This window comes from Rhodocyclus purpureus (assembly GCF_016653115.1).
Classification (GTDB): domain Bacteria; phylum Pseudomonadota; class Gammaproteobacteria; order Burkholderiales; family Rhodocyclaceae; genus Rhodocyclus; species Rhodocyclus purpureus.
Genome location: NZ_NHRX01000067.1, coordinates 29,087 through 48,943 on the forward strand (window position 1 = coordinate 29,087; position 19,857 = coordinate 48,943).

Annotated in this window: 15 protein-coding genes and 1 pseudogene; 5 read left to right on the forward strand and 11 right to left on the reverse strand. The window is 63.0% G+C overall.

What is annotated here, in order from left to right; translation table 11 throughout:
* Positions 1-32 precede the first annotated feature (32 nt).
* The 3 genes from CCR84_RS15020 (at position 33) to CCR84_RS15030 (ending at position 3,806) form a co-directional block, all read left to right on the forward strand.
* Positions 33-1,496 (forward strand): class I SAM-dependent DNA methyltransferase, encoded by a 1,464-nt coding sequence (locus CCR84_RS15020; protein ID WP_201213977.1) that lies wholly within the window; start codon positions 33-35, stop codon positions 1,494-1,496.
* A complete protein-coding gene (locus tag CCR84_RS15025) occupies positions 1,496-2,848 on the forward strand; it encodes a restriction endonuclease subunit S (protein ID WP_242508775.1) in 1,353 nt (450 codons plus the stop codon). The genes CCR84_RS15020 and CCR84_RS15025 overlap by 1 nt, the downstream gene beginning before the upstream one ends.
* Positions 2,849-2,972: 124 nt before the next feature.
* Positions 2,973-3,806, forward strand: coding sequence for a DUF3037 domain-containing protein (locus CCR84_RS15030; protein WP_201213987.1), 834 nt, complete (start codon positions 2,973-2,975; stop codon positions 3,804-3,806).
* Positions 3,807-3,984: 178 nt separating this feature from the next.
* Here CCR84_RS15030 and CCR84_RS16620 read toward each other — a convergent pair.
* The 3 genes and pseudogenes from CCR84_RS16620 to CCR84_RS15040 form a co-directional block, all read right to left on the reverse strand.
* Positions 3,985-4,101 (reverse strand): annotated as a pseudogene (locus tag CCR84_RS16620) (IS5/IS1182 family transposase); the annotation flags it as partial.
* Positions 4,102-4,717: 616 nt separating this feature from the next.
* Complete coding sequence (locus CCR84_RS15035; RefSeq protein ID WP_201213989.1) at positions 4,718-5,257, reverse strand: hypothetical protein; 540 nt, start codon at positions 5,255-5,257, stop codon at positions 4,718-4,720.
* Positions 5,250-5,792 carry a hypothetical protein gene (locus tag CCR84_RS15040; protein ID WP_201213991.1) on the reverse strand — a complete coding sequence of 181 codons (543 nt, stop codon included), beginning with the start codon at positions 5,790-5,792 and terminating at the stop codon, positions 5,250-5,252. Before CCR84_RS15040 ends, CCR84_RS15035 begins: the two co-directional genes overlap by 8 nt.
* Positions 5,793-6,381: 589 nt before the next feature.
* Here CCR84_RS15040 and CCR84_RS15045 point away from each other — a divergent pair.
* Positions 6,382-6,984 carry a type IV toxin-antitoxin system AbiEi family antitoxin domain-containing protein gene (locus tag CCR84_RS15045; RefSeq protein WP_201214003.1) on the forward strand — a complete coding sequence of 201 codons (603 nt, stop codon included), beginning with the start codon at positions 6,382-6,384 and terminating at the stop codon, positions 6,982-6,984.
* On the forward strand, positions 6,981-7,853 hold the full coding sequence (locus CCR84_RS15050; RefSeq protein WP_201214005.1) for a nucleotidyl transferase AbiEii/AbiGii toxin family protein: 873 nt from the start codon (positions 6,981-6,983) through the stop codon (positions 7,851-7,853). The genes CCR84_RS15045 and CCR84_RS15050 overlap by 4 nt, the downstream gene beginning before the upstream one ends.
* Positions 7,854-7,910: 57 nt before the next feature.
* Here CCR84_RS15050 and arsB read toward each other — a convergent pair whose 3' ends face one another.
* The 8 genes from arsB to CCR84_RS15090 all read right to left on the reverse strand — a co-directional run bounded on the left by arsB (position 7,911) and on the right by CCR84_RS15090 (position 19,832).
* Positions 7,911-8,963, reverse strand: coding sequence for an ACR3 family arsenite efflux transporter (arsB, locus tag CCR84_RS15055; protein WP_201214007.1), 1,053 nt, complete (start codon positions 8,961-8,963; stop codon positions 7,911-7,913).
* A gap of 4 nt (positions 8,964-8,967) precedes the next feature.
* Positions 8,968-10,770, reverse strand: a complete 1,803-nt coding sequence (gene arsA / locus CCR84_RS15060; protein WP_201214009.1) for an arsenical pump-driving ATPase — start codon at positions 10,768-10,770, stop codon at positions 8,968-8,970.
* Positions 10,771-10,847: 77 nt separating this feature from the next.
* Positions 10,848-11,216 carry an arsenite efflux transporter metallochaperone ArsD gene (gene arsD, locus CCR84_RS15065; RefSeq protein ID WP_201214018.1) on the reverse strand — a complete coding sequence of 123 codons (369 nt, stop codon included), beginning with the start codon at positions 11,214-11,216 and terminating at the stop codon, positions 10,848-10,850.
* 175 nt (positions 11,217-11,391) lie between these two features.
* Positions 11,392-11,874 carry an arsenate reductase ArsC gene (locus CCR84_RS15070; protein WP_201214020.1) on the reverse strand — a complete coding sequence of 161 codons (483 nt, stop codon included), beginning with the start codon at positions 11,872-11,874 and terminating at the stop codon, positions 11,392-11,394.
* A complete protein-coding gene (locus tag CCR84_RS15075) occupies positions 11,871-12,248 on the reverse strand; it encodes an ArsR/SmtB family transcription factor (RefSeq protein ID WP_201214022.1) in 378 nt (125 codons plus the stop codon). The genes CCR84_RS15070 and CCR84_RS15075 overlap by 4 nt, the downstream gene beginning before the upstream one ends.
* Positions 12,249-12,433: 185 nt before the next feature.
* Positions 12,434-15,247 carry an ATP-binding protein gene (locus CCR84_RS15080; RefSeq protein ID WP_201214030.1) on the reverse strand — a complete coding sequence of 938 codons (2,814 nt, stop codon included), beginning with the start codon at positions 15,245-15,247 and terminating at the stop codon, positions 12,434-12,436.
* A 150-nt stretch (positions 15,248-15,397) separates the two neighbouring features.
* Positions 15,398-17,218 (reverse strand): PAS domain-containing protein, encoded by a 1,821-nt coding sequence (locus CCR84_RS15085; RefSeq protein WP_201214032.1) that lies wholly within the window; start codon positions 17,216-17,218, stop codon positions 15,398-15,400.
* The gene (locus CCR84_RS15090) at positions 17,199-19,832 is read right to left on the reverse strand and encodes a chemotaxis protein CheB (protein ID WP_201214034.1); all 2,634 of its coding nucleotides are present in this window, start codon (positions 19,830-19,832) and stop codon (positions 17,199-17,201) included. Before CCR84_RS15090 ends, CCR84_RS15085 begins: the two co-directional genes overlap by 20 nt.
* Positions 19,833-19,857 lie beyond the last annotated feature (25 nt).

A 19,857-nucleotide genomic window follows, 5' to 3' on the forward strand; every position in this document is an offset into this window, starting at 1 on the left:
ACGTTTCATGCTTCAACAACCCTGGTTTCTCAATGACCACCCACGACATCGTCGGCAAGCTCTGGAACCTCTGTAACGTCCTCAAGGACGACGGCGTCACCTTCCACCAGTACGTCACCGAACTCACCTACCTGCTCTTCCTCAAGATGGCGGAAGAGACCGGCACCGAAGACCAGTTGCCCGAGGGCTACCGCTGGAGCGACCTCGAAGCGCGCGCCGCGCCCGACCGGCTGGAGTTCTACAAGATCCTGCTGATCCACCTCGGCAGCCACGGCTCGCTCCTGGTGCAGGAGATCTTCGCCAACGCCAGCAGCTTCATCAAGAAGCCGGCGACCCTGTCGACGCTGGTTGCCGAGATCGACAAGCTCGACTGGTACAGCGCCCGCCACGAAGGTCTCGGCGACCTCTACGAGGGCCTGCTCGAGAAGAACGCCAACGAGAAGAAATCCGGCGCCGGCCAGTACTTCACGCCGCGCGTGCTGATCGACAGCATGGTCGCGCTGATGCAGCCGACACTCGCCGACGTCATCCAGGACCCGGCGGCCGGCACCGGCGGCTTCCTGATCGCCGCCAATCGCTGGCTACGCAGCCACAGCGACCCGGACAGCTGGACCGAAGCGCAGCAGACGAAATACCGGCGCAACACCTTCTACGGCATGGAGCACGTGCAGGACACGCACCGGCTGGCGCTGATGAACCTGATGCTGCACGGCATCGACTCGGTGCCGCCGGCGGCCGGAATCCACTACGGCGACACGCTGAGCCCCGAAGGTCAGGCGCTGCCGCGCGCGACGCTGATGCTGACCAATCCGCCTTTCGGCACCAAGAAGGGCGGCGGCCTGCCGAGCCGCGACGATTTCACCTACCCGACCAGCAACAAGCAGTTCGCCTTCCTGCAGCACATCTACCGCGGCCTGAAGCCCGGCGGCCGTGCCGCCGTGGTGCTGCCCGACAACGTGCTCTTCGAATCCAACGTCGGCGCCGACATCCGCCGCGACCTGATGGACAAGTGCAATCTGCACACGATCCTGCGCCTGCCGACCGGAATCTTCTACGCGCAGGGCGTCAAGACCAACGTCCTCTTCTTCACTCGCGGCGAGAAGGACAAGGGCAACACCCGGGAAGTCTGGGTCTACGACCTGCGCGCCAACATGCCGCAGTTCGGCAAGCGAACGCAACTCACCCGCGAGCATTTCGCCGACTTCGAACGGGCTTTCGGCAGCGACCCTGCCGTCGGCGCCGAAGCGCTCGCCGCCCGGATCGACACGGGCGACTGCGGACGTTTCCGCCGCTTCACGCGCGAGGAGATCGCCGCGCGCGGCGACAGCCTCGACATCTCGTGGCTGAAGGACGACAGCGAGACTTCGGCGGGCGATCTGCCTGAGCCGGCGGTGCTGGCGCGGGAGGCGATGGACGAACTTGAGGGCGCGCTGGCGGAGTTGCGGGGGATTCTGGAGGAACTGGGCGAGGAACTGGATGATGAGGTGGTTGAGTGATGGAGCTTCCGGCTGGCTGGGCGCAATGCGAAATCGGCGAAGTAGCTCGCATCGTTTCTGGAGGAACGCCGCCATCCAAGGATCAAACCAACTTCACGTCGGAGGGCGGTATTCCTTGGGTTACGCCTGCGGATCTGAGTGGTTATCGGAGTTGCTACATCTCCCGTGGAGCACGCAACCTAAGTGAGAAGGGCTACGCGGCATGCTCAGCAGCAAAGCTTCCGGCAGGTTCAGTCCTTTTTTCAAGTCGAGCACCCATCGGGTACGTTGCGATTGCTGCTAATGAAATCTCGACTAATCAAGGTTTCAAGAGCTTCGTTCTGCCCGAAGGTTTCAGTAGCGGTTTCGTCTATTACTACCTCAAGCACATCAAGCCTGTTGCTGAGCAGTTGGCTACTGGCACCACTTTCAAAGAGCTTTCCGGCACGGCAGCAGCCAAGCTCCCTTTCGTTGTTGCACCGCTGGCCGAGCAAAAGCGCATCGCCGGCAAACTCGATACCGTCCTCGCGAAGGTCAATGTCTGCCGCGAACGCCTCGACCGTGTGCCGGTAATCCTCAAGAGGTTCCGGCAGTCGCTGCTCGGAAAGGCGATTTCGGGACAACTCACGGAAGAGTGGCGAGCCGAAAACAACGGTGGCGACTGGCAGCAAACAGACGTTCAGTCGGTCGCCCAAGTCGGCACGGGATCAACGCCTTTACGATCCAATCCGAGCTTCTTTGTCTCGACCGGCACGCCTTGGGTAACCAGCGCAGCGACATCGCGTGCGCTCGTGACTCAAGCCGACGAGTTCGTGACCGAGTCAGCGATTGCGGCCCATCGTCTCAGGATATATCCGCCGGGAACACTCCTGGTGGCCATGTATGGCGAAGGCAAGACCCGCGGCCAAGTGACAGAGTTGGGAATCTCAGCCGCAGTCAATCAAGCCTGTGCTGCCGTCATCGTTGATCAGGCGAAGGCACTCACAGCCTACGTCAAGCTTGTTTTTCAGGCGAACTACCTTGAAATGCGAGCGCTCGCAGAGGGTGGCAATCAACCGAATCTCAATCTGTCCAAGGTCAAGGAATTCCCGCTGCATCTGCCGTCCATCGAAGAGCAAGCCGAAATCGTCCGCCGAGTCGACTCCCTCTTCGCCTGGGCCGACCGCCTCGAAGTCCGTCTTGCTGCCGCGCGCACCCAAGCCGACCGCCTGACGCCAGCACTGCTCGCCAAGGCCTTCCGCGGCGAACTGGTGCCGCAAGACCCCGCCGACGAGCCGGCAGTGGAACTCCTCACGCGTATCATGAGCGATAAGTCCGCAGCTCCGCCGCAACGGCAGGCGAAGAAGTCACATTCGCTGCGAACCGCCGACTGAGTCAATCGATCAGGAGCCTGTTGATGACCATCGCCATCGAACAGATTCGCGGCCGAGCAGAGCGAGGTGCTGCACATCGGGTGATCGCGCGGTTTCAAAAGAGCGATTTTTGGGAGGGTCTGTGATGAAGCGTGTATGTCAATACGCCGTCGTCCAGTTCATGCCGTATGTGGAAACGCGTGAATTCGCCAACGTCGGGGTCGTGCTGATGTGCCCCGAGGATGGCTTTTTCGGCTTTCGCCTGCTCAAGCGCTATGGTCGGGTGACGCGCTTCTTCGAAGGTCTTGATCAGCGCATCTTTCTTGAAGGCAAGCGACTCTTTCAGGATGAGCTGACGCGAATCCGTGGCGTTCTGAAGTCGAGAGCACTCGACAAGCGACGTGCCACGATCGATGACGCAGGCGCAACCAGGGCGTTCGCGGAACTGGTTCGCCGCCGCGAGGCGCTTTTTCGTTTCGACGAGCCTGCAGTCATGCTTGCCGAGGATCCGAAGCAAGCGCTCGAAGAAATCTACGGTTTCCATGTCGAAAGAAATTTCGCAACAAGGGAGTACCAGGAGCGTCTTCTGGAAAAAGGTATCCGGCGACTGCTTTTTGCTGCTGACCTAGGCGAACGTTATCGTGAAGAAGTCATCGGCGATGACGTCTACCACGCGCGCTTTCCTTTTGTCTCTCACGCAGGAGAGCATCCGGACCGAGTGATCAAGCCACTGTTTCTCCGACAGGATGAGCCGGCACGCATCTACACCCATGGCGACCTCTGGATTGCCAAGGTTCGTCGTCTCAGAGCCAGAAATCTTCTTCCCGCGCACATGTTGATCCCGATCGAAGCGCCTGCGGTCAATGATGAGGGGTGTTTCTCGGCGTTTGCTGAGGTACGCGGCGAGTTGCTGGCGTTGAATGTGGAAGTCGTCGACGCGATGGAAAGTGAGCGCATCCTCAAATTTGCCGGTGCTTGAATATCTTCCTGTATAGCCTCGAGTACGAAATAAGCTTGACACCATGCCGTTGGCACGAACATGGACATGGAGTCCAAAGAAGATGGGGTAATATCCCGCATCTGTGCGTTGATCGCCGAACGATGCAGGCCACCGTCGCCATGAGCATGCGAAAGTACGCTGCTATCGCTCTGTCCAGATCTCGCTCCTGCTTCTTTTTCTTCAGCGACGGCGGTGCGGCGATGAGCTTCGCGTCGAGAATGCTACCTTCCTTGAGCAGCAGCCCTTTCTTCACCAGTCCGTTGATGGCTTCCCAGTTATAGGTGCTTGTCGTGTCGCATCTCGAATCCTAGTCCTAATCTGTATTTACCCGACCAAGGCGTCGTCACCGCGAAAGATCTGTCGGCGCTAAGTAATGAACAAAGCGAGACCTGACCCTATGAGCATGCGCTCTTCGTCATGATCCTTCGTCTTTCATCGTTCGGGCCTTCGGCGGTGGCGCCGCCTACTATGCCTTCTGCTGACTTCTCTTCGGTATTCAGCGCCCGTTGTCAGACGCCCAGCTTCAATGTTCCGGAGCACCGGAGATATCTCCCGGGGTAAGACTCGTTACCTTCGCTGCATAGACGCCGGATTTACAAAATGCACCCTACTGCCGCAGATGGAGGACTTCGCGGTCACGTGCCCGCTGGTCCCGAATGCATCACGCCTCATATCCGGTTCTTGTTCATCGCCCCGCAGCTTCGGATTGGACTTCCTTCAGACCCCGCCTCGCGACGACGCCCTTGCCCTTCTCCTTGCCTTCGGCTCTGCAAAACCTGGCCATCGGACTTTCACCGGCGAAGTAACGCGCCATGCCCGGCGCACACGTAAAGGTCACCGGCGCAGCGCGGCTTTGTCGCGCAGCGTCCGTTGGACCGCCGGGTTATGCATTAAGAAACGCCTTCAAAGGGAAATGTATTGCACACTTCTTCAACCAGAAGATAGACACTATCGTAGTCAAATTTCTGCCCAAGCTTGGGCACCCAATACCTCCCATGTGCGAGCCAGTGTCGATACTTAAACGCACCGCGAATGTCTCCAATCAAGGATGGAGAAACCGTGGTGTTATCTCGCCACGCGGAGAGGATTTCATCCTCAAGTCCTACGCGAGACCCTTGTCGCTTGTGTATCAGCCGAAACGCACGGGATAGCGCATCCTTTTTCTTTAGGTAGCAGCGTTGCAGGTAATCTACACGGAACATTGCTTCCAATGATGATAGGATTGTTAGGGTCGAGGATTGGCCGTTTTCAGCTAGTCGAAGCCAAAGTTCGTCCTGAACCTCATTGGCCATGTAGCCAGCGAAACGAATAGGATAATGAATAGACGATGAACTAAAGTAACTGCGCAATGACTCTTCTATGTCGCAGTGATGAATTGAAATCTGGCCCAATTGGAGGTTCTGGCCAGAAAAGGGAACGCGGTTACCCATTAGCCACTTCCATCAAGGAGTCGAAAAACGATTCTCGATTCAACTCAATGTATTTAATATTCGGTGGTGGCGTTCCAATTTTCCACGTCCATTGGACTACCTTTGGTTTCTCAATTTCAGATGGCGGTTCTTCCCCCTGTACCCATACACGAACGGAAATTCTTGGAGCTGACGCATCAGCGTCAACAAGAACAAACTTGACCTTGCCATTTGGCCCGATCATGTCAATTCGACCCTTAGCTCCAATAAGATTTGTTCCAATCGGGTCAAGCAAGATTTTACTTTTCCCGATCGTGATTGTGGCAGTCTTGGCTTCGTATTCCCCGATGTATTCTTCAATAATTCGCTTGGTTCCATAGTCTATTTGGATCTGCCCGCTTGCTAGGTAGGCATCGAGAAATTCGGATGTGAGCTTAAAGAAATGGGAAATATGGTCTAGCCAGTCTTCAAGATTCCTATTCCAATTGATTTCTGCCTGCGGTAACCGAGAGGCTTGCTGAGCGACGAATTCATCAAACTTGATTTTTGGGGTCATTTAATGGGGCCTAAATTAGTGAGAGTGATTGATGCATAATGAATATTGTTTATCCCTCATGCTGCGAGCGCTGTTGCGTCCGAAGGTGCTCGTCGCGAGGGATAAACCGCGTTGAACTGAACCGCCGCTCAGGCGGCAATACTGGTGATTGTAAGCGCCGGAGATGTCTTCTGAATAGAGGCAAATGCGGTTGCCGTAGGCCGAGTGGTGTCTGGCAGCGGCAGAGTGCATCGCGGACCGTCCTTGGTGGCAGCGAAGTCGTCCGGATAGCGATGTTTGCCAGGATTTCGCCGCTCCTTGGCGAGCACAACACGCATGATCCGTGATGGATCGCTTCGGCGGTCCAAGTCTGGACGGTGTATCGGGGCGGGAGTTGGGATCATGGATGTGGGCCATCGCGGCGACGCGGTGCGGGAGTCTGCCGCGTGTCTCAGCGGTGGCGGGGGCGCGACCGTTTACCGACCGCCAAGCGGACCGGTTCTTGCATGCGCTGCCGCGCAGATCGTTAGCCAACCGGAGAAAGTTTTGTTTGTTCGTTTGTTCGTTTGTTAATTGATTTCGACGAATAAACGGAACATACTTCCTCACCATGCGCGAAAACACCCAGCCCAAGCGCGTTATCGATCTGCTTGCCCAGAAGGGGATGTTGCGCCCGATCGATCTGGACACCATCGGCATCCCCCGGGTGGTGCTTACGCGCATGAGCGCTGCCGGCCAACTGGAGAAAGTTGGGCGTGGCCTCTATCGCCTGCCGAGTTCGGGCTCCGAACACGAGAACCTGGCAGCCATCGCCACCAGAGTCCCGCAGGCAGTCTTCTGTCTGCTCACCGCCCTGCAATTCCACGAGCTGACCACTCAACTTCCGCGCCAAGTCTGGATCGCCATGCCCAGAGGCAGCCATAGGCCGAAGATCGACTACCCGCCGGTCAAGATGGTGCAGTTCGCCGGGGAGGCCTATTCGGCAGGGATCGAGGAGGTCGAGCGCGATCAGGTCAAGTTGCGGGTCTATTGCGTGGCGAAGACGGTGGCGGACTGTTTCAAACACCGCAACAAAATCGGCCTGGACGTGGCACTGGAAGCGCTGAAGGATGCACGCGCAAGGAAGATGGCCTCGGCTGACGAACTCTGGCGCTATGCCAAGATCTGCCGCGTGGCCAATGTGATGCGTCCTTACCTCGAGGCAATCGGATGAACAAGGATCTCGCCGCCTCCGTCCGGGCGCGTCTGCTCAAGCTTGCCAAGGGGCAGGGCGTGGATTTCAACCAGGTGCTGGTGCGCTTCGCCCTGGAGCGGATCCTCTACCGCCTGAGCCAATCGGCGCATTCAGATCGGTTTTTGCTCAAGGGGGCGCTGCTGTTCACGCTCTGGTACGACATGCCGCACCGTCCGACACGTGATGCCGATCTACTGGGCTTCGGGCCCAGCGATCTCGACTCCATTGGGCAGACGTTCCGTGACATCGCCGGCATCGATGTGGACGATGGCATGGTCTTCGACCCGTCATCGGTCACCGCCGAGGAAATCCGTAAGGAAGCCGGCTATGCGGGAGCTCGGGTGCTGATCAGCGGAGAAATCGCCAAGGCACGCTGCAAGACGCAGATCGATATCGGCTTTGGCGACGCGGTCACGCCCGGGCCGGTTGATTCCACCTATCCGGTACTGATCGATGATCTGCCGGCACCACGGCTGCGCACCTACCCCGTCTATACGGTCGTCGCCGAAAAGCTGCATGCCATCGCATTGCTTGGCATGGCCAACAGTCGACTGAAGGACTATTTCGATTTGTCGGTGTTGCTGGACCGCGAAACCATGGATGTCGAGACCCTGGCCAGCGCCATCACGGCCACTTTCATCCGGCGGGGCATGGCGGTTCCAGCATCGCTGCCAGTCGGCCTGACGGACGAGTTTTCGAGCGACGTCACGCGGCAAGCCCTTTGGCATGCGTTTCTCAAGAAGAACGAACTGCCCCGACAAGCGCTATCGGACATCGTGGCGATGCTGCGAGCGGCGCTGGAGCCGGCATTGCTTCGAGCTGCCGTGCTGAGCGGGCTTGAGAAGTAGGGAACCCGCCCTTACGTGATCTGACGCAGAGGAGCGGCCCGCTTCAACAAATCGATGTCAGCCGCCATCTCCGCCGAAATACCGTTTCCTGAACCACAGCGAGAGGATCACGAGGCCGAGCATCACCGGTACCTCGACCAAGGGGCCGATGACGGCGGCGAAGGCGGCGCCCGAGTTGATGCCATACACCGCCACCGCGACGGCGATCGCCAGCTCGAAGTTGTTGCTCGCCGCGGTGAAGGATAGCGTCGCGCATTTCTTGTAGCCGGCGCCGAATTTCCGGCTCAGGTAGAAGGAGAGCAGGAACATGAGCACGAAGTAGATGAGCAGCGGGATGGCGATGCGTACCACGTCGCCCGGGATGGTGACGATCAGCTTGCCCTTGAGGCTGAACATGACGACGATGGTGAACAGGAGCGCCACCAGCGTGATCGGGCCGATCTTCGGGACGAAATTCGTGTGGTACCACTCCTTGCTGACGAAGCGCAGCATCACCACCCGCGTCAGCACACCGGCGACGCAGGGAATCCCCAGGTAGATGAAGACGCTTTTGGCGATCTGCCCGATCGAGATGTCGACCAGCGCACCGGACAGCCCGAACAGCGGCGGCAGGACGGTGACGAACAGCCAGGCATAGACGCTGAAGAAGAACACCTGGAAGATCGAGTTGAAGGCAACCAGACCGGCGGCGTACTCGGTCGAGCCCTCGGCGATCTCGTTCCAGACGATCACCATCGCGATGCAGCGCGCGAGACCGATCATGATCAGTCCGACCATGTACTCGGGCTTGTCCGGCAGGAAGATGATCGCCAGCAGGAACATCAGGACCGGCCCGATGATCCAGTTCTGGATGAGCGACAGCGCGAGCGTCTTCCTGTCGCTGAAGACGTCGGGCAGTTCCTCGTAACGCACCTTGGCGAAGGGCGGGTACATCATCAGGATCAGGCCGAGCGCGATCGGGATGTTGGTGGTGCCGACCTGGAAGGAGTTGATGAAGTCCTCGACGCCCGGGACGAAGTGGCCGAGCCCGATCCCGAGCGCAATCGCCGCAAAGATCCAGACGGTGAGATAGCGGTCGAGGAACGACAGCTTGCTGGTCACTGTGCTCATGAGTTCATCCCTTCGCCAGGTCGAGGCTGCCGCGCGCGAGCGCCTGCAGGCGTTCGACACCGACCGGCTCCTCTTCGAGCAGCGGAACGACCGCGTAGCGCGCCGCGTGCTGGTTGGCGACGGCGTCGATCTGCGCCAGTTCGTTCACCGCGCGCTGGCGCAGGAGCGGCGACGACGACTCGACCGCGGCGACGCTGCTGTTGATGACCCAGGCCCAGGGTTCGATCCCGGCACGGCGCAGGTCGGACTGCAGGTTGGCGGCTTCGAGCACCGGCGTCGTCTCGGCCAGCGTCGCGATCAGCACCTTGGTCTGTTTCGCGTCCTGCAGCTGCATCATCGGCGTCGTGTAGTGCATGTGCGTCGCGCTCATCTGGCGCGCGACTTCGCGGTGATAGGCGCCGGTGGCGTCGAGCAGCAGCAAGGTATGTCCGGTCGGCGCCGTGTCCATGACCACGAACTTCTGGTGCGCCTCGCGGATGATGCGCGAGAAGGCCTGGAAGACTGCGATTTCCTCGGTGCAGGGCGAACGCAGGTCCTCTTCGAGCAGCGCGCGGCCATGCGCGTCGAGCTGCGCCCCTTTGCTCTTCAGGACCTGCTGCCGGTAGCGCTCCGTTTCGACCTGCGGGTCGATGCGGCTGACGGAAAGCTGCGGCAGGTTGCCGGCGAGCGTCTCGGCGAGATGCGCCGCCGGGTCGGAGGTGGTCAGATGCACGGCGAGGCCACGCCTCGCCAGTTCGACCGCGACCGCTGCGGCGATGGTGGTCTTGCCGACGCCTCCCTTGCCCATCAGCATGATGAGGCCGTGCCCGTCGGTGGCGATCTCATCGACCAGCGCGGCGAGGTTCGGCGCGGCAAGCAGCGCGAGGAAATCGGCAGCGGTCGCCTGCCCGGTCAGCGCCGAATTGTCCATATCGTCCGCATCGTCGGCGCCGAGGAGGCGGCGGAGCGCCGGCAGACCCACCAGGTTGAAAGGTTTCAGGCCGACTTCGTCGCGCGGCAGCGCCTGCAGCGTGCTGGGGATGTTCGCCAGCGCGGCCTGTTCGCGGCGGATGATCGCCTGCGCCAGCGCGTCGGTGCTGCCGCCTTCGGCCGGCATGACGCCGTTGATCACCAGGTGCTGCTGCCTGAGGCCGATGGCGGCGAGTTCTTCGTGCGTGCGTGCGACTTCGCGCAGGGTCGCCGCCTGCGCACGCGCGACCAGGATCAGGCGCGTGCGCGCGGGGTCGGCCAGTGCCTCGACCGCCGCCTTGTACTGGCTCCGCTGCTTTTCCAGTCCGGCCAGCGGTCCCAGGCAGGACGCATCGCCCTTGCCCGCGTCGAGAAAACCGCTCCACGCGCCGGGCAGTTGCAGCAGGCGGATCGTGTGGCCGGTCGGCGCGGTGTCGAAGACGATGTGCTCGAAACCGGCGACCAGCGCCGAGTCGGTCAGGAGTGCCGTGAATTCGTCGAAAGCGGCGATCTCGGTGGTGCAGGCGCCGGAAAGCTGTTCCTCGATGCCCCTGACCACGGCCTCGGGCAGGACGCCGCGCACCGGCCCGACGATGCGGTCACGGTAGACCTGCGCCGCCGCCATCGGGTCGATTTCGAGCGCCGCGAGACCGGGGACGGCCGCCATGTCGACGATGCGGTTGCCGATCTCCAGACCGAAGACCTGCCCGACGTTGGAGGCCGGGTCGGTGCTGACGAGCAGCACCCGACGACCGGATTCGGCCAGGCGGATGGCCGTGGCGCAGGCGATCGAGGTCTTGCCGACGCCACCCTTGCCGGTGAAGAAGAGGAAGCGCGGCGGCTGGTCGAGGAATTTCATGGCTTCTGTCCGGAGGAGGAGGGCTTTGCGTCCGCGTGAGGGGCTTGGCGTTTGGAGGAGGCGGCAAGCGACGAAGATCAGCAGCAGCGGCTGCCGCCGCAGCAGCTTTTCGCGGGCTTGGCGTCGGCGGCGACCGGAACCTCGGCGATTCCTGCCCAGCGCGCGAGCTCGCTGCGCTTCGGGTAACGCCCGGCCAGCGCGACTTCGCCGTCGACCAGGATCAGCGGCAGGGACTCGGCGCCCGAGCGTTCGAGAAAGCCCCTGACCACCGCGCTCTCGGCGAAGGCCAGCGGCTGTTGCGCGAGGTTGAAGCGCTCGATCTGCGCGCCTTGCTGTTTCGCCCAATCGACGTCGGCCGCGAACGTGACCAGCTGCTGGTCGACATCGACGCCGCAAACGCCGGTGCTGCAGCACAGTGCCGGGTCATAAACCTGAATGTTTGCCATGGTGGAGCTCCTTTGAGATTGACGGCTTGACGTGAAACAGCAGCGTGGGATGTCCTGGATTCGGGCCTGCCGGTCCTCCCACGGCAGCTTGTTGCGGGAGCGTTTTTCGTGGGAGCGGCGGAAGCCGCGAAAGGGCGCCTTGCATGGCATCGGGCGGCGGACGTCGCCCTGTCGCTTAGCGAGGAAAAAGCGTGCCGATCCGGTCCAGTTCGGACTGGAAGCGGGCGCGGTCGGCTTGCAGTTCGGCCAACGGCAAGGCCAGGAAGGCCTCGATGCGGTGGCGCAGGATGCGGTACGCGCTCATGAACGCCGCGTCGATCTCATCAATGCTGCCGCTGGCCTGCGCCGGGTCGTCGACGCCCCAGTGCGTGCGCAGCACCGGCCCCAGGTACGCGGGGCAGGTTTCACCGGCGGCGCTCGCACAGACGCTGACGACGAGGTCCGGCGTTACCGGCAAGTCCGTCCACGACTTGCTGGAGTAGCCCTCGGTGGCGATTCCCTCGCGCGCAAGCAAGGCCAGCGAGCGCGGATGTACCCGCCCGGTCGGCTGGCTGCCGGCGCTCAGCGCGCGCAGGCCGGCCGGCGCCAGGTGGTTGAAGGTGGCCTCGGCGAGGATCGAACGGCACGAGTTGCCGGTACACAGGAAGAGAACGTTCATTGTGCGGCCTTGGCCGGGATAGTGGGAATGGGCGGCAACACGGCGTCAGGGCAGGTCGAGGCGGCGCGCATCCCGGCGCACTGCTCGGGGTGGCCCGAGCAACATTCCTCGGTCAGATAGGCGATCAGGTCGAGCATCAGGGGCATGTTCGCCCGGTAGCGCTGATAGCGGCCTTCCTGCTCGACGGTGAGCAGCCGCGCCTGCACCAGTGCCTTGAAGTGGAACGAAAGGTTGGTCGGCGGCAACGCGAGCTGCGTCGCGATTTCGCCGGCGACCATCCCTTCCGGTCCTTTTCTGACCAGCAGGCGGAAGACGTCGAGACGGATGCCCGAGGAGAGCGACTCGAAAACGGAAGTAGCCAGTGTCTTGTCCATGATTCAACGATAGAACAAGTCTTGAAATGTCGCAAGCGGCGCGCGGGTCCTTGGGCGGAAAAGCGGGTATGAAAAACGAGCGGGAAGGGCCGAGCCGGAAGGGCAGTTCGGCAATAGACGAGCGAAAAGGGCCGCCCGCCAGCCGAACGCGGCGGCAGCGCCCGTGCCGCCGGGACTTTCTGCGCCTACGCCTGCGGCAGCTTGTCCACCGCGTCGGCCAGTCGCGCGAGTTCTTCGTTGCACTCGTCGGCGAGGTAGTTGAGCACCGCTGCATCGGTGCCGCTGCGCAGGCCCTGCTCGATCTCGCCGGCCAGCGCGGCGATGCGTCCGGCGCCCATGAAGCCCGCGATGCCTTTCAGGTTGTGCGCGATCGAACGCGCCGGGTCGCGTTCTCCGGCCTCGACCAGTGCCTGCAGCCGTGTGACCTCGCCGAGGTTGTTGCGCGTGAAGCGGCTCAGCATCGAGCAGTAGGCGACGAGATCATCCCGGGAGCGCTTGCGCGAGGCGTAGACCTCGATGCCGGGGAGTTCCGTCACGGCAAGCCACAGCGCGCTCTGCTCGACGTCGTCGGCGGCGCCAGCGGGCTCGGGGAGATTCCGGAGCCAGCGGCCGAGCACGCTGGCAAGCATCGCCGGGGTCACCGGCTTGGCCAGGTGCGCGCTCATGCCGGCGGCCAGGCAGCGCTGGCGGTCCTCGGCGAAGACGTTGGCGGTCAGCGCGATGATCGGCGTCTCGTGGTAGCCGGGCTGGCTGCGGATCGCCTGCGTCGCCGCCAGACCGTCCATGCGCGGCATGTGCCAGTCCATCAGGATGAGGTCGTAGCTGTGTTGGCGCGCGCTGTCGACGGCTTCGATGCCGTCGGCAGCGACATCGACCTTGCAACCGAGTTCTTCGAGCATCTCGCGCAGGATGTCGCGGCTCTGCATGTGATCCTCGGCGAGCAGAATGTGCCGGCCCTTGAAGTCGGCGGCGGAGTCGCTCTCGTTGTCGAGGGACGGGACGTAGCCGGTCACGCGCTCGCAGTCGAGTTCGAAGCTGAACGAGCTGCCGTGGCCTGGCTCGCTGTCGACGCTGATCGTTCCGCCCATCATCTCGACCAGGCGCTGGCTGATGGTGAGTCCGAGCCCGGTGCCGCCGTAGCGGCGCGTGGTCGAGCTGTCGACCTGTGTGAAGGGCTGGAAGAGTTGCAAGAGATCGGCGGCGGCGATGCCGCGACCGCTGTCGCTGACGCAGAAGCGCAGCCTGACCGTGGCGCTGTCCTCGCGGACAAGGCTGATCGCCAGGCGTACCGAACCGTAGTCGGTGAATTTGATTGCGTTGCTGCACAGGTTGATCAGCACCTGCGACAGGCGCAGCGGATCGCCGCTCAGCCACATCCGCTGCAGCGCCGGCGCGATCTCGGCAGTGAGGCTCAGTCCCTTGTCCTGCGCCTTGACGTCGAACAGGCGCAGCACCCGCTCCATGACGTTGCCCAGGCGGAAGTCGGTGCGTTCCAGCGTGAGCTGCTCGGCCTCGATCTTCGACAGGTCGAGCACGTCGTTGAGGATCGCGAGCAGGTGTTCGGAGCTCGAACACAGCTCGTCGAGTTTCTGTCGCTGCCAGACGTAGCTCGGCTTGCTGCGCAGCAGTTCGGCAAGCCCGATGATGACGTTGAGCGGTGTGCGGATCTCGTGGCTCATGTTGGCAAGGAAGGCGCTCTTCGCCCGCGCCGCAGCGTCGGCGGCTTCCTTGGCCTGGCGCAGTGCCATCTCCGTTTCCTTGCGCTCGGTGATGTCCTGGTTGGTGCCGAAGCGGCCGATGGCCACACCGTCAGCATCGAATTCGAGCTCCCCGATCGTGCGCACCCATTTCACGCGACCGTCGGCCAGCACCCGGTACTCGACCCGGAAAGGCCGCTCGCCCCTGCACGCGGCCTCCGCTTCGCGCAGCACGTAGTCGCGGTCCTCGGGATGCACGCAGGAGAGATACAGCTCGTAGTTCAGCGGCGTCCCCTCGGGGATTCCGAAAATCCGGTAGCTCTCCTCGGACCAGGTCAGGACGCCCCTGGACGGGTCGAGGCGGAAGCTGCCGATCGCGCCGACCGCCTGCGCCCGGCGCAGGTCCTCCTCGTTCCTGCGCAGCGCACGCCCCGACAGGGCGAGCGTGGTCACGTCGCGCAGCAGGCCGCGCACGCGGGTCGTCCGCCGCCGTTCCCCTTCGCCGGCGAATTCCGCCTGTCCGCGGAAATGGACCCAGCGCACGCAGCCGTCGGGGCGGACGATGCGGTGCGTGTCGTCGAGTTGTCCGTCGCCTGCCGGATCGAGCGCACGCGCGATCAGCCGCCGCACCCGGTCGACGTCCTCGCGGTCGATGAAATCGGGAACGCTTTGGAAAGGCGGAACCGGGGCGTCGGTGGCGACCCCGAGGATCGCCCGTATCTCGGCCGACCAGTAAGCGGCTCCGCTCTCCAGGTCGTACTCGAAGACGCCGAAATTCGCGGCCTGCGCCGCCAGCCGCAGTCGCGCCTCGCTTTCGCGCAGCTTCTCCTCGGCCAGGGCGCGGTCGGCGAGCAGCGCGCCCAGCCGCGCGTTTTCCTGCTTCAGTTGCTCGCGCTCGCTGACGTCTTCGAGGATGGCACAGACGCGGGCGCCGGCCGGCACCGGCTCCTCGCCCAGCGGCAAGGCGTCGATCCTGATCCAGTGCGTGTACCCGAGCTCGGGTCTGACGATCCCCATCAGCACGTCGCGCACCGGCTGCCCGCTGCACAACACCTGGAGCGAGGGGTATTCGTCGGCGGGGAAGGGCGAGCCGTCCGCCCTGACCGGGGTGCAGTACGGATCGAGCGAGACCCCGCCGCGCAGCTGCTCGGCGCTCAGGCCGAGGATGCGTTCGGCAGCCGGGTTGCCGGCGACTATCTCCCCGCGCTCGTTGCGCCAGACGACGCCCAGTGTCAGCGATTCAAACAGACGCGCGTTCGGCGGGTGTCCACCGGGTTCGTCATCGATCGAAGAGGTGCTCACCGCGAGTCTCGTCCGGGCGCACTGAAACTTCTAGCATAGCCCAGGACGCCGCAGCGACGCCATCCCTGCGTCGTGTGGGCGAGAGGGGCAAGCTGCCAGCGGCCGGAGCAGCTGCTGCAGGGCGGAACGCGAGGTCCGCGCGTGCTGCCTTCAGCTTGCCGGCGGCGGGCTGACGGCAGCCGGCGCCGACTTGCCGAGCGGGACGGTGAACCAGAAGGTGCTGCCGACAGCGGGCTGGCTCGTCAGCCCGATCTCGCCGCCCATCGTCTGCACCAAGCGCTTGGCGATGACGAGCCCGAGCCCGCTGCCGCCATACTTGCGCGTCAGCGAATTGTCGGCCTGCTCGAAGGCGGTGAACAGACGTTTCTGGTCCTCCTCGGCGATGCCGATGCCCGTATCGCGTACTTCGCAGCGCAGCAGCACCTCGCTCGCGCGCTCTTCGGCGAGCGTGACGCCGATGCTGATGCTGCCCTTCTCGGTGAATTTGAGCGCATTGGCGAGAAGTCTCTGCAGGATCTGCACCAGGGACTGCGGGTTGCCCTTGAAGGTCAGCGGGGGGATTTCCGGCGCCTGGCTGATGCGCAGTTGCAATCCCTTCGCCACGGCCTGGGGGCCGATGACCTGGCCGACGGTCTTCAGCACCTCGGCGAACTTGAAATCGATCCGTTGCGGCGCCGGCTGATCGGCCTCGATGCGCGACAGTTCGAGCACGTCGTCGATGATGCCGAGCAGGCGACGCGCCGCCGCGTCGATCTTGCCGAGCTGATCGCGCAACTTCGCATCCTCGGCGCGGCGCAGCGCCAGCGTCGCCATCCCCAGGATCGCGTTGAGCGGCGTGCGCAGCTCGTGCGACATGTTGGCGAGGAAGGCGCTCTTGGCGCGGTTGGCGGCTTCGGCGGCTTCCTTGGCCTTGCGCAACTCGATTTCGTTGAGCTTGCGGACGGTGACGTCGACGTGCGTGCCGACCGCGCGCAAGGGATTGCCGTCACCATCACGTTCGACGGCCAGACCGCGACTGAGGATCCATTTGTGACTGCCGTCCTTGCAGCGCATACGGAATTCTTCCTCATAGCTGCCGTTCTCGGCGAGCCCTCGTCGTATTCGCGCGAGCAGTGCGTCTCTTTCGTCCGGATCCAGGAGGGCGATCCAGTGACTTTCGGCGTCGTCGCCGAGCTCGCCGGGGGCGTAGCCGAGCATCCTGGCGTAGGCCGGACTGGTGTAGTTTCTACCTGTCCTGATGTCCCAATCCCAGATGCCGTCGCTGGCGGCCTGCATCGCGTATTCGTGGCGCTCCTCGCTTTCCCGGATCCGCTGCAGGGCCCCGGCGAGTTCGCGCGTGCGTTCGGCAACGGCCCGTTCGAGTTGCGCTTCGGCGGCCCTGCGCTCGCTGACGTCGGTCAGCGCGAGATTGAACGCCGGCTGCTTGCCTTCACCGTGCACGCGCAGGCAATCGACGCGCAGGGTAAGCGGTTTTCCGTGCCTGCGCAGCACGCTGAAATCGGCGTTCTCGCGGCGACCGTGGTCGAGTTGTGCAGAGAGGAAAAGCTGCCAGCGCTCGGCGTCTCGCGGATCGAGGAGCGCGGCGAAGTGGCGGTGGATGAGTTCGCCACGGTCGAGATTGAATAGTTCGAGCGCAGTCGCGTTGGCTTCGGTGATCTGCCCGTCGCCGGTCAGCGTCAGATAGCCGACCGGTGCGAGCTCGAACAGATCCGCGTAGCGCTGGCGCGATTCGTCGAGTGCCGCCTGTGCCTGACGCAGTTCGTCGTTCTGCATCTCCAGTTCGAGCTGGTGCACTTGCAGTTCGTGCACCAGGCGCTGCGCGTCGGCCTCGCTGATCGATGCCGAGTGCGCCTGCAGCGCGAGCCGGTCCTCGGCGCGTCGGCGAAAGCGACGACGCAGCTCGCCCGGAGTTGCGTCCGGATTTCCGTCGGGATTGGCATCACTACCGGCTTCAGGACGGATCTGGTCCATGCTCGTCTCCTGCGGGCGTCATCGTGCGCTTGCGCAGTTCGGATTCCAACTGCTTGATCTCGGTGATGTCGATGAAGGTGATGACGACGCCGTCGATCACGTTCTCCAGCGTGCGGTAGGGCATGATGCGAACGCGGAACCAGCAGCCGTCGTGGGTGGCCGACACCTTTTCCTGAAAAACCAGGCTGCGCAGCACTTCGCGCGCGTCGTCAATGATCCGCGGATAGTCGAGGTCGGTGACGATATGCGAGAGCGGTCTGCCGACGTCGGAGGGGATCAGCTTGAACAGCTTGGTGGCGGGGTTCGTGAAGCGGCGCAGCTTCATCCTGTCGTCGAGGAAGACCGTGGCGATTTCCGTGCTGTTGAGCAGGTTCGCCATGTCGTTGCGCACCCAGCTGAGGTCGTCGAGCTTCGATTGCAGTTTGCCATTGGCGGTTTGCAGCTCCTCGTTGCGCGATTGCAACTCATCCTTGGCGGTCGTCAGTTCCTCGTTGGCCGATTGCAGTTCTTCGATGGTCGATTGCAATTCCTCGTTGCTCGACCTGAGCTCCTCGACTCTCGTCTGCATCTCTTCCTGGGTAACCCGCAAGGACTCGCGCACCTGCGCCAGTTCCTCGCGCAAGGCTTCGTGGGCGTCCGGGGCAATGCGCTTGGCCGAGTGGCGGCGAAGGGTGGGGCTGGGAACGTCCTTGAAGACGATGATCACCCGACCGCGCAGCGCCGCGGGTTTGTCGATGGCCTGCACGACCAGATCGACGATCTGCGTTCCGCCGTCGGCGCCTACACGCAGGCCGTTGATCAGGATCGGTTGCCGGTCCTTCAGCGCCTTGCGGATGAGGCCGGGCATCGCCTCGCGCAAGCCTTCGCGCGCCATCGCATGGATGTTGATGTTGGTTTTTCCCGCCGCCGGTTCGAGGTATTTGCCGGTACGCCCGCTGAAATAGAGGATGTCGCCTTCGGCATTGACGAGAACGGCCGCAGGTGCCCAAGTCTGCTGGATCAGTTGATCGGTCAGGCGCCCGATGTTCTGAGGGGGCTCGGCAGGCGGCACTTGCCGGGCGAGCCCCGCAGGTGCCCGCATCCAGCCGGGAAACTCCAGTTGGCCGACCGGCAAGGTGGCCTTGACGCGTCGGAACAGGTTCGCCCTGGCATCGGCGATGGCGAACAGGTGCCCGAAGTTGCCGATGCTCTCGGCATTGCCGAGCAACAGCAGGCCGCCCGGGCTGAGCGCGTAATGGAACAGTGGCAGCAGCTTCTTCTGCAAGTCCGGGCCAAAGTAGATGAACAGGTTACGACAGCTGAGGATGTCAAGCTTGGTGAAGGGCGGGTCGGCGACGATGTTCTGTCGCGCGAAGACGACCATTTCGCGGATGTCCTTGTTGATGCGATAGCCGCCACCTTCTTCACGGGTGAAATGGCGCGCCAGCCGTTCCGCCGACACGACCGCCGCAATGTTTTCGGGGTAGGAACCCTTGCGCGCCTGGTCGATCGCGTCCTGGTCGAGGTCGGTCGCGTAGATCTGCAGCGTGAAGCGTGCCTCTGGCTTCATCTCCGCGACCGCTTCCTTGTACACGATCGCCAGCGAATAAGCCTCCTCGCCGGTCGAACACGCGGCCACCCAAGCGCGCATGTCCTTGCCGGAAGGATTCTGCGCAAGCAGCGCCGGTATTGCTTCCTTACGCAGCGTCTCCCAGACCTCGGGGTCGCGGAAGAAGCTGGTGACGCCGATCAGCAGTTCGTTGAACAGCAGGTCGAGTTCATGCGGGTTGCTGCGCAGGTGGGAGATGTAATCGCCGACTGAGGCAATCTGGTTCACCGCCATGCGCCGCTCGACGCGTCGGACGAGCGTGTTGGTCTTGTAGAGCGAGAAATCGTGGCCGCGGCGATCGCGCAGCAGGATGACGATCTTCTCGAGCGCACTCAGGATGTCGGCCTTGGCGCCGGGTTCGCTCTGCAGATCCCGGTGCAGACGGCGCAGGGAGTCGAGGATCCGCACCGGCAACTCTTCGGCTGGGGCGACGATGTCGGCGACGCCGGCTTCGACGGCTGCGAGCGGCATGTTTGCTGCCTGGACGCAGGCCGGGTCCTGGACCAGCGTCAGCCCGCCTTTTTCCTTGATCGCACGCAGGCCCAAGACGCCATCGGAGCCCATTCCTGAGAGGATGACGCCGACCGCCTTCTCCTTGCGCTCTTCGGCGAGCGAGCGCAGGAAGAAGTCGATCGGCAGGCGCAGCCCGTGCGCGGCGACGGGAGCGAGCAGGCGCAGCCGGCCGTGCAGCAGCAAGAGATCCTTGTTCGGCGGGATGATATGGACGACATCGGGCTCTGCCCGCATCCCGTCGACCACTTCGACGACCTTCATCGAAGTGAATCGCTGCAAGAGGCTGGGCAGGGCGCTGACGTGATCCGGGGGGAGGTGCTGGACGATGATGATAGCGATGCCGCTGCCGGCGGGAACGTGGATCAGGAATTTTTCGAGTGCTTCGAGTCCTCCCGCGGAACAGCCGATCCCGACGATGGGGAATTCACGTGCAGCGGCGGCAGGGAGAGCGGGCTCAGACGCCGTGCCGATCCGGCTTTGCTGGGGAGAGGGAGGTTCGATCAGCTTCGGCATGACTGATTCACCACGTTCGGGGAGA

Bases quoted from the DNA above. Each gene is read 5' to 3' on its own strand.
- CCR84_RS15020 (WP_201213977.1), top strand. From the start codon at position 33: ATGACCACCCACGACATCGTCGGCAAGCTCTGGAACCTCTGTAACGTC.
- CCR84_RS15025 (WP_242508775.1), top strand. From the start codon at position 1,496: ATGGAGCTTCCGGCTGGCTGGGCGCAATGCGAAATCGGCGAAGTAGCT.
- CCR84_RS15030 (WP_201213987.1), top strand. From the start codon at position 2,973: ATGAAGCGTGTATGTCAATACGCCGTCGTCCAGTTCATGCCGTATGTG.
- CCR84_RS15035 (WP_201213989.1), bottom strand. From the start codon at position 5,257: ATGGGTAACCGCGTTCCCTTTTCTGGCCAGAACCTCCAATTGGGCCAG.
- CCR84_RS15040 (WP_201213991.1), bottom strand. From the start codon at position 5,792: ATGACCCCAAAAATCAAGTTTGATGAATTCGTCGCTCAGCAAGCCTCT.
- CCR84_RS15045 (WP_201214003.1), top strand. From the start codon at position 6,382: ATGCGCGAAAACACCCAGCCCAAGCGCGTTATCGATCTGCTTGCCCAG.
- CCR84_RS15050 (WP_201214005.1), top strand. From the start codon at position 6,981: ATGAACAAGGATCTCGCCGCCTCCGTCCGGGCGCGTCTGCTCAAGCTT.
- arsB (WP_201214007.1), bottom strand. From the start codon at position 8,963: ATGAGCACAGTGACCAGCAAGCTGTCGTTCCTCGACCGCTATCTCACC.
- arsA (WP_201214009.1), bottom strand. From the start codon at position 10,770: ATGAAATTCCTCGACCAGCCGCCGCGCTTCCTCTTCTTCACCGGCAAG.
- arsD (WP_201214018.1), bottom strand. From the start codon at position 11,216: ATGGCAAACATTCAGGTTTATGACCCGGCACTGTGCTGCAGCACCGGC.
- CCR84_RS15070 (WP_201214020.1), bottom strand. From the start codon at position 11,874: ATGAACGTTCTCTTCCTGTGTACCGGCAACTCGTGCCGTTCGATCCTC.
- CCR84_RS15075 (WP_201214022.1), bottom strand. From the start codon at position 12,248: ATGGACAAGACACTGGCTACTTCCGTTTTCGAGTCGCTCTCCTCGGGC.
- CCR84_RS15085 (WP_201214032.1), bottom strand. From the start codon at position 17,218: ATGGACCAGATCCGTCCTGAAGCCGGTAGTGATGCCAATCCCGACGGA.
- CCR84_RS15090 (WP_201214034.1), bottom strand. From the start codon at position 19,832: ATGCCGAAGCTGATCGAACCTCCCTCTCCCCAGCAAAGCCGGATCGGC.